The following is a 6,277-nucleotide window of genomic DNA, read 5'->3' as shown; positions in this document are numbered from 1 at the left end:
GCTTGCGCGTGCTGGCGGATAGTGGGGCTTACCACGTTCCCTGACTTGCCGACACGGGCGATTCGCATCGCTGCATGTCTATCCGGTTAGGACTCATCTATCCTGGAGCTGTCGTGTTGGCGACGCACACCCATTTACCACGGGGAGTGCCTACAGCGTACCTTTTGGTTATGGCCTATCAGCAGATTTGGCCATTCAATCCTTACCCAGGTTCAGACGATGATTCACTTTACGTTGCCCATGCGGGACTAGCCTTGCCTCTCAACCGCCATTTCTGCTGGCAGCATCTACCCCTATCCTTGCGGATGAGGGGTACCGCGTTAGCGGGAGTACGTTGTCGGGCGAGCTTCACACAAGTCCATCACTGGATTTGCATGTCACCGTAGGCTACTTGTGGTCGCACACAAGGTCATGGCACTCCATTACTAGAGAGCATGACAAGGCAGGTCAGAGTTGCACTCTGTGCTTCTTCCATCAATCAAAGCGTATGCACGTAAGAAGTCCTCCAATGAAGGATTTCTGTTTCTTAGAAATGTCCGCTTGTGGCGGTCAGTGTGATACGAGCGGGAACGTGAATCTCACGTAACCATGACTCCACTTGGATACATGACGGTATCCCGAGCGGCGATGGGGTTATCGGAGTCCGACACCCTAGGCTTGACTGACCCCGGAGGGGCGCAGCCTGATTGGAAGAATATGCCTCGCACCGGACCCTTGGGAGGTCTGGTTGTACGGTTTTCAGAGGCTCAACCGACTACAGAGCGACAAACGTGTCGCACGGTAAAACAGGATTATAGGTTCGCCACGAATTTCGGCGTGGCGTACAGGGATGCTTGTGCGGCAGCAAAGCCGCTCAGGTCTGATAAATTGCGCAGCATGAATGACGTGTTCGCAGGCAAACATCTGGTGCTGGGTCTCTCCGGAGGCGTGGCTTGTTACAAATCGGCCATGCTGTGCCGCTTGCTGGTCCAGGCCGGTGCCACGGTGCAAGTGGTCATGACGGAGGCGGCCGAGCAGTTCATGACGGCCGTCACCATGCAGGCGCTTTCTGGGCGCGCAGTCTACACCTCCCAGTGGGATGTGCGCGAACCCAACAACATGCCCCACATCAATCTGAGCCGTGAGGCCGATGCCATTCTCATCGCACCCTGCAGCGCGGACTTCATCGCGCGCCTGGTGCAGGGCCGCTCGGACGAGCTGCTCAGCCTGATGTGCCTGGCCCGCCCCATGGAGAGCGTCCCCCTGCTGCTGGCCCCGGCCATGAACCGCGAGATGTGGGCCCACCCCGCGACCCAGCGCAATCTGGCCCAGGTGCAAGCCGACGGTGCCCAGGTGCTGGGCGTGGGCAACGGCAGTCAGGCCTGCGGCGAGACCGGCGACGGCCGCATGCTCGAGCCCGAGGAAATCATGGAGGAGCTGGCGGCGCACTTCACGGCCAAGAGCCTGCAGGGCCAGCATCTGCTGGTGACGGCCGGCCCGACCTTCGAGGCGATCGATCCGGTACGCGGCATCACCAATCTTTCGAGCGGCAAGATGGGCTTCGCGATTGCCCGTGCGGCGCGCGAGGCCGGCGCCCAGGTCACGCTGGTGGCAGGGCCCGTGCATCTGCCAACGCCGCGCGGAGTGACCCGCGTCGACGTGCAGTCGGCGCGCCAGATGCAGACTGCCGTGCAGTCCCTGGTGGCGGGGGCCTCGATCTTCATTGCCACGGCCGCCGTTGCCGACTGGCGTCCGGCCGAGTTTTCCGATCAGAAGATCAAGAAGGATGGCTCGGGCGATGTGCCGGCCATGGACTTTGTCGAGAACCCCGACATTCTCGCCGGCGTGGCCCAGTCCGACCAGGCCCGGTCCGGCAAGCTGTATTGCGTGGGCTTTGCGGCTGAAAGCCATGATCTGCTCAAGCACGCCAGCGCCAAGCGGCTGCGCAAGAGCGTGCCGTTGCTGGTCGGCAATATCGGCCCCGCCACCTTTGGCAAGGACGACAATGCACTGCTGCTGATCGACGATCAGGGCTCCAAGGAGCTGCCCCATGCCAGCAAGGACGTGCTGGCGCGCCAGCTGGTCGATGAAATTGCGCAGCGCCTGAGCGCCAAGCGTCCCTGACCCGTGATCCCAGGAGTCCGAACATGAATCTCTCCAGCTATGAAGGCCCGCGCAATGGCGACTATGTGGCCTATGTGGATCAGCTGATGCGAGCCAGTCCCGAGTACCGCCGCACGCTGCGCAGCATCGACGGAGCGATTCAGACCGCGGTCGTCACGCCCGGCTCCCAGGCCGCCTCGCCCATGTCCCAACTGCGCAACACCTTGCAGAAGGCGCGCGACATGGCCGAGCAGGCGCAGCAGGTGCCGGGAGCGCGAACCACGGCGGCTGCTCAACCGGCCCCGCGCACGGCTGCTGCACGGCGCCCCAATACGGCCGTGACCAAGCAGGAGGCGCAGCAGCGCTTCAGGGCCATGGAGCGCGAGATCGAGGGGCAGAAGGCTCAGAACGGTCGCAAGCCCTGGGTGTCTCCGGGCTCGCTGGCGCTGATCGTGGGCGGGGTGATCCTCTCCCAGTTCATCCAGGGCTTTGGCGTGCTGCTCGCACTCATGGGCCTGATGTCGCTGGTGGGCGGCGTGCTCAAGCGCCTGCAAGGCCGCTGACAGGCGTCAAGCGCCGACGCCTGCCCGGCAGCGGGCACAATGGCGCCCTTCAGGAAAGCTGCTGGCCGCTGCCATGCAGCTGCCGCAATGGATGCAAGGCCCGGTTCACGGGCCTTGTTTCAAGACAGACAAGACTAGCCAGATCCTTATGAATGTTGATGTAAAGATTCTCGATGCGCGCCTGCGCGACAACCTGCCCGCCTATGCCACCCCCGGCAGCGCCGGACTGGACCTGCGCGCCTGCATCGACGCGCCCGTGACCCTGGAGCCCGGCCAGTGGCAGCTGATTCCCACCGGCATGGCCATGCACCTCAAGGATCCCCATTACGCGGCGCTCATCCTGCCGCGCTCGGGCATGGGCCACAAGCACGGCATCGTGCTGGGCAACCTGGTCGGCCTGATCGACTCCGACTACCAGGGCCAGCTCATGGTCAGCGCCTGGAACCGTTCGCAGACCGCCTTCACGCTGCAGCCCATGGACCGTCTGGCCCAACTGGTCATCGTGCCCGTGGTGCAGGCACAGTTCAATCTGGTGGATGACTTTGCCGACGCCAGCGAGCGCGGCGAAGGCGGCTACGGCTCCACCGGCAAGCACTGAGTCTCTGGACTCGCCCGCATCTCGCGCAACATGAGCCGCCAGACCCGCAGCCGCTCTGCCTCCTGGACCAAGGTGCAGCTGGGGCGCGACCAGCACATGCGGCGACGGCTGCAAAAACGCCACTGGCTGCGTCTGCATGCCGCTCTGACCGGCGGCCTGAGTCTGGCTGCCATGTCCCTGATCAGCTTGTGCCTGCTGCATGCCGGTGTGCACAGCATGGGGCTGCGCTATGGGCTGGCGCTGGCCTGCGGCTATCTGCTTTATCTGCTGCTGGTGCGTCTGTGGGCGGGCTGCATGCTGCGCCGCGACTGGGACGGGGGCGAGCTGCCCTCCGATGGTCCCGGCTTGGGCGGCAAGTCGGGCAGTGCCGACGCTGCGGGCTTTGAAAGCGGGCAGGGAGGCTCCTACGGCGGCGGCGGTGCCGGCGGCCACTGGGACGATGGCGCAGTCGTGCCTGATATCGCGCCTGCGTCATCCGGCCTGGAGCTGCCCGATGTCGATGTGTCGGGGCTGGACGGACTCGATGAAGGCGCCGTGGTGCTCGTGCCGGTGCTGCTGGTTTTTGCGGCCCTGCTGATCGCGGTCACGGGCATGGGCTCGCTGGTGTGGCTGGTGTTCGGTGCCGATCTGTTCCTGACCGTGGCGGTAGAGGTGGCGTTTGCGCTGCTGATGACCCGAACCCTGTATGTGGTGGAGCGCGAAGGCTGGTTGCTGGCGGCGCTGCGCATCAGCTGGAAGCCCGTGCTGGGCGCCCTGGTCGCGGCCGTGGTGCTGGGGCTGCTCGCCGACTGGCTGTTTCCCCAGGCCGATACCCTCGCACAGGTGCTGCGCAGTCTTTGATCGTCCTCAGTCCTGGTGCCTGGCGCCGGGCAGTTGCAGCTGCATGCGCAGCCCGCCCAGCGGCGACGGCAGAGCCTGGATGCTGCCGCCATAGGTCTGAACCAGATCACGCACGATATCCAGGCCCAGGCCGGCGCCGGGACGCTGTTCGTCCAGCCGCTCGCCGCGCGCAAAGATGCGCTCGCGCAACTCGGGGGCAATGCCCGGGCCGTCGTCGTCTATGCACAGCGTCAGTTGCTGGCTGTCATCGGCTATAGGCTGCACCTTCAGCACGACCTTCGACCTGGCCCATTTGCCGGCGTTGTCCAGCAGATTGCCCAGCATCTCCATCAGGTCCTGGGAGTCGCCCTTGAAGTCCCATTGGGTGGCATCCCCCTGCAGCTCGAAGCGTATGCAGCGCGCCGCATGCAGCTTGTCCATGGTGTGGACCAGGGAGTGCAGCGGTCCGGCCAGCTCGGTGCGCAGGCCATGGCCTTGCTGCGCCGCTGCTGCGGCGGCGCGGGCGCGGGCCAGGTGATATTCGACCTGGCGGCTGGCACTGGCGACCTGCTCGCGCACCAGGGTCGCGAGCGGGCTGTCCTGCTGCGCGGCCGCGTTGCCCATGATGCTCAGCGGAGTGTTGACTGCGTGAGCCAGATTGCCGGCCTGGGTGCGGGCTCGCTCCACCATCTCGGCATTCATGCGCAGCACATGGTTGAACTCCTGAACCAGGGGCATGATTTCGGCCGGGTGCTCGCCCCTGATTTCAGAAGCTTCGCCCTGGCTCACGGCGGCCAGCTGACGGCGCAGGGTGGCCAGCGGAGCCAGTGCCAGCTGCAGCTGCACGACCACGGCGGCGATCAGCCCCGCAGCCAGCATGCACAGCGCGGCCACCAGCATCTTGGTAAAGCGCTGCAGCGGCGTGGCCAGCATGGCCGCGTCGGCGGCAATCATCAGGCGCAGCGGCGGGGCATCGGCCTCGGGTAGCTGTACGGTACGCGTCACGATCACCAGGGTGTTGCCATTGCCGTCCGACATATGGCCATAGCTGGCGGGAGCGTGCAGGGGCAGGGTGGGCTCCCAGACTTTGTCGGCCTTGAAGAAAGGCCAGTCCAGGGTTTGGTCCCAGAGCGAACGGGAACGCTGGATGCCGGCCTGAACCGTCTGTTTGCCGGCCGCATCGAGCTGATCTACCTGCCAGTACATGCCCGACAGCGGCTGCTGCAGCAAGGGGTCGCCGGAGAAGGGCGAGACCGTGACCGGGACGGTCTGCTCCGGCTGGTAGTTGACGGCGCCGCTGAGCCGGTCGAGCTTGGCCACCAACTGGCTGCGCAGCTGCTGGGTCAGGTGCTCGGCAAACAGCGTGCGCAGGCCCCAGCCGGTGAGCAGCAGTGCTGCCAGCACCCAGATCAGGGCACCCGCCAGCAGTCGCAGGCGCAGCGAGTTCTTCCAGGAGCCCGCACTCAGCGGTGGCTGCTGTTGGGCCATGGGGGAGGTCAGAGTATGCTCGGACATAGGCTTTATTCTTGGTTGGATGGCGCGGCCAGGCGATAGCCCAGGCCGCGCACGGTTTCGATCGAGCCGGCGGGTAGTTTTTTCCGCAGGCGCCCGACAAATACCTCGATAGTGTTGGAGTCGCGGTCGCTGTCCTGCGGATAGATATGCTCGGACAGCTCGGTGCGTGAGACCACGGCGCCCATGCGCTGCATCAGCAGGGCCAGCACCTTGAATTCATGGCTGGTCAGCGTCAGCGCCTGACCTTCGACGGTGACGCGCGCCTGGCGCGAATCCAGGGTGATGGAGCCGCATTGCCACAGTGCGCTGGCATGCGGGCTCAGGCGCCGCAGCAGGGCGCGCAGGCGCGCCAGCAGCTCTTCCATGTGGAAGGGTTTGGCCAGATAGTCGTCGGCTCCGGCATCCATGCCCGCGACTTTTTCATGCCAGGCGGCTCTGGCGGTGAGGATCAGCACCGGCATGGAGCGGCCCTGCGCACGCCAGGCGCGCAGCACGCTCAGCCCGTCGCGCACGGGCAGGCCCAGGTCCAGCACCGCAGCGTCAAAGCTCTCGACCTCGCCCAGGTATTGCGCCGTCTCGCCATCGGCGGCCGTCTCCACGGTGTGGCCGGCCTGCAGCAGGGCCTGATGCAGCTGCTCGCGCAGCGTGGGTTCGTCTTCAATCAGCAAAATTCGCATGCTCTGCAGCCTTCCTGAGTGCC

Annotated in this window: 6 protein-coding genes; 4 read left to right on the top strand and 2 right to left on the bottom strand. The window is 65.2% G+C overall.

The window, feature by feature from the left end:
* Positions 1-876 precede the first annotated feature (876 nt).
* The 4 genes from coaBC (at position 877) to V8Z78_RS20640 (ending at position 4,083) form a co-directional block, all read left to right on the top strand.
* Positions 877-2,103, top strand: coding sequence for a bifunctional phosphopantothenoylcysteine decarboxylase/phosphopantothenate--cysteine ligase CoaBC (gene coaBC, locus V8Z78_RS20655; RefSeq protein WP_012837360.1), 1,227 nt, complete (start codon positions 877-879; stop codon positions 2,101-2,103).
* A gap of 23 nt (positions 2,104-2,126) precedes the next feature.
* Positions 2,127-2,645, top strand: coding sequence for a hypothetical protein (locus tag V8Z78_RS20650; protein ID WP_046461265.1), 519 nt, complete (start codon positions 2,127-2,129; stop codon positions 2,643-2,645).
* A gap of 148 nt (positions 2,646-2,793) precedes the next feature.
* Positions 2,794-3,243 (top strand): dUTP diphosphatase, encoded by a 450-nt coding sequence (gene dut, locus V8Z78_RS20645; protein ID WP_003064513.1) that lies wholly within the window; start codon positions 2,794-2,796, stop codon positions 3,241-3,243.
* Positions 3,244-3,273: 30 nt separating this feature from the next.
* Positions 3,274-4,083 carry a hypothetical protein gene (locus V8Z78_RS20640; RefSeq protein ID WP_046461266.1) on the top strand — a complete coding sequence of 270 codons (810 nt, stop codon included), beginning with the start codon at positions 3,274-3,276 and terminating at the stop codon, positions 4,081-4,083.
* A 6-nt stretch (positions 4,084-4,089) separates the two neighbouring features.
* Here V8Z78_RS20640 and V8Z78_RS20635 read toward each other — a convergent pair whose 3' ends face one another.
* Both V8Z78_RS20635 and V8Z78_RS20630 read right to left on the bottom strand, forming a co-directional pair.
* On the bottom strand, positions 4,090-5,577 hold the full coding sequence (locus V8Z78_RS20635) for an ATP-binding protein (RefSeq protein ID WP_349732034.1): 1,488 nt from the start codon (positions 5,575-5,577) through the stop codon (positions 4,090-4,092).
* Positions 5,578-5,582: 5 nt separating this feature from the next.
* Positions 5,583-6,254, bottom strand: coding sequence for a response regulator transcription factor (locus V8Z78_RS20630; protein WP_046461267.1), 672 nt, complete (start codon positions 6,252-6,254; stop codon positions 5,583-5,585).
* Positions 6,255-6,277 lie beyond the last annotated feature (23 nt).

Origin of the sequence: Comamonas sp. wu1-DMT, from assembly GCF_040187805.1 — a bacterium.
Classification (GTDB): Bacteria; Pseudomonadota; Gammaproteobacteria; order Burkholderiales; family Burkholderiaceae_C; genus Comamonas; species Comamonas thiooxydans.
This window is presented reverse-complemented; position numbering and strand designations above follow the sequence as displayed.

Coding starts and splice junctions, on each gene's coding strand:
- coaBC (WP_012837360.1), top strand. CDS start 877: ATGAATGACGTGTTCGCAGGCAAACATCTGGTGCTGGGTCTCTCCGGA.
- dut (WP_003064513.1), top strand. CDS start 2,794: ATGAATGTTGATGTAAAGATTCTCGATGCGCGCCTGCGCGACAACCTG.
- V8Z78_RS20650 (WP_046461265.1), top strand. CDS start 2,127: ATGAATCTCTCCAGCTATGAAGGCCCGCGCAATGGCGACTATGTGGCC.
- V8Z78_RS20640 (WP_046461266.1), top strand. CDS start 3,274: ATGAGCCGCCAGACCCGCAGCCGCTCTGCCTCCTGGACCAAGGTGCAG.
- V8Z78_RS20630 (WP_046461267.1), bottom strand. CDS start 6,254: ATGCGAATTTTGCTGATTGAAGACGAACCCACGCTGCGCGAGCAGCTG.
- V8Z78_RS20635 (WP_349732034.1), bottom strand. CDS start 5,577: ATGTCCGAGCATACTCTGACCTCCCCCATGGCCCAACAGCAGCCACCG.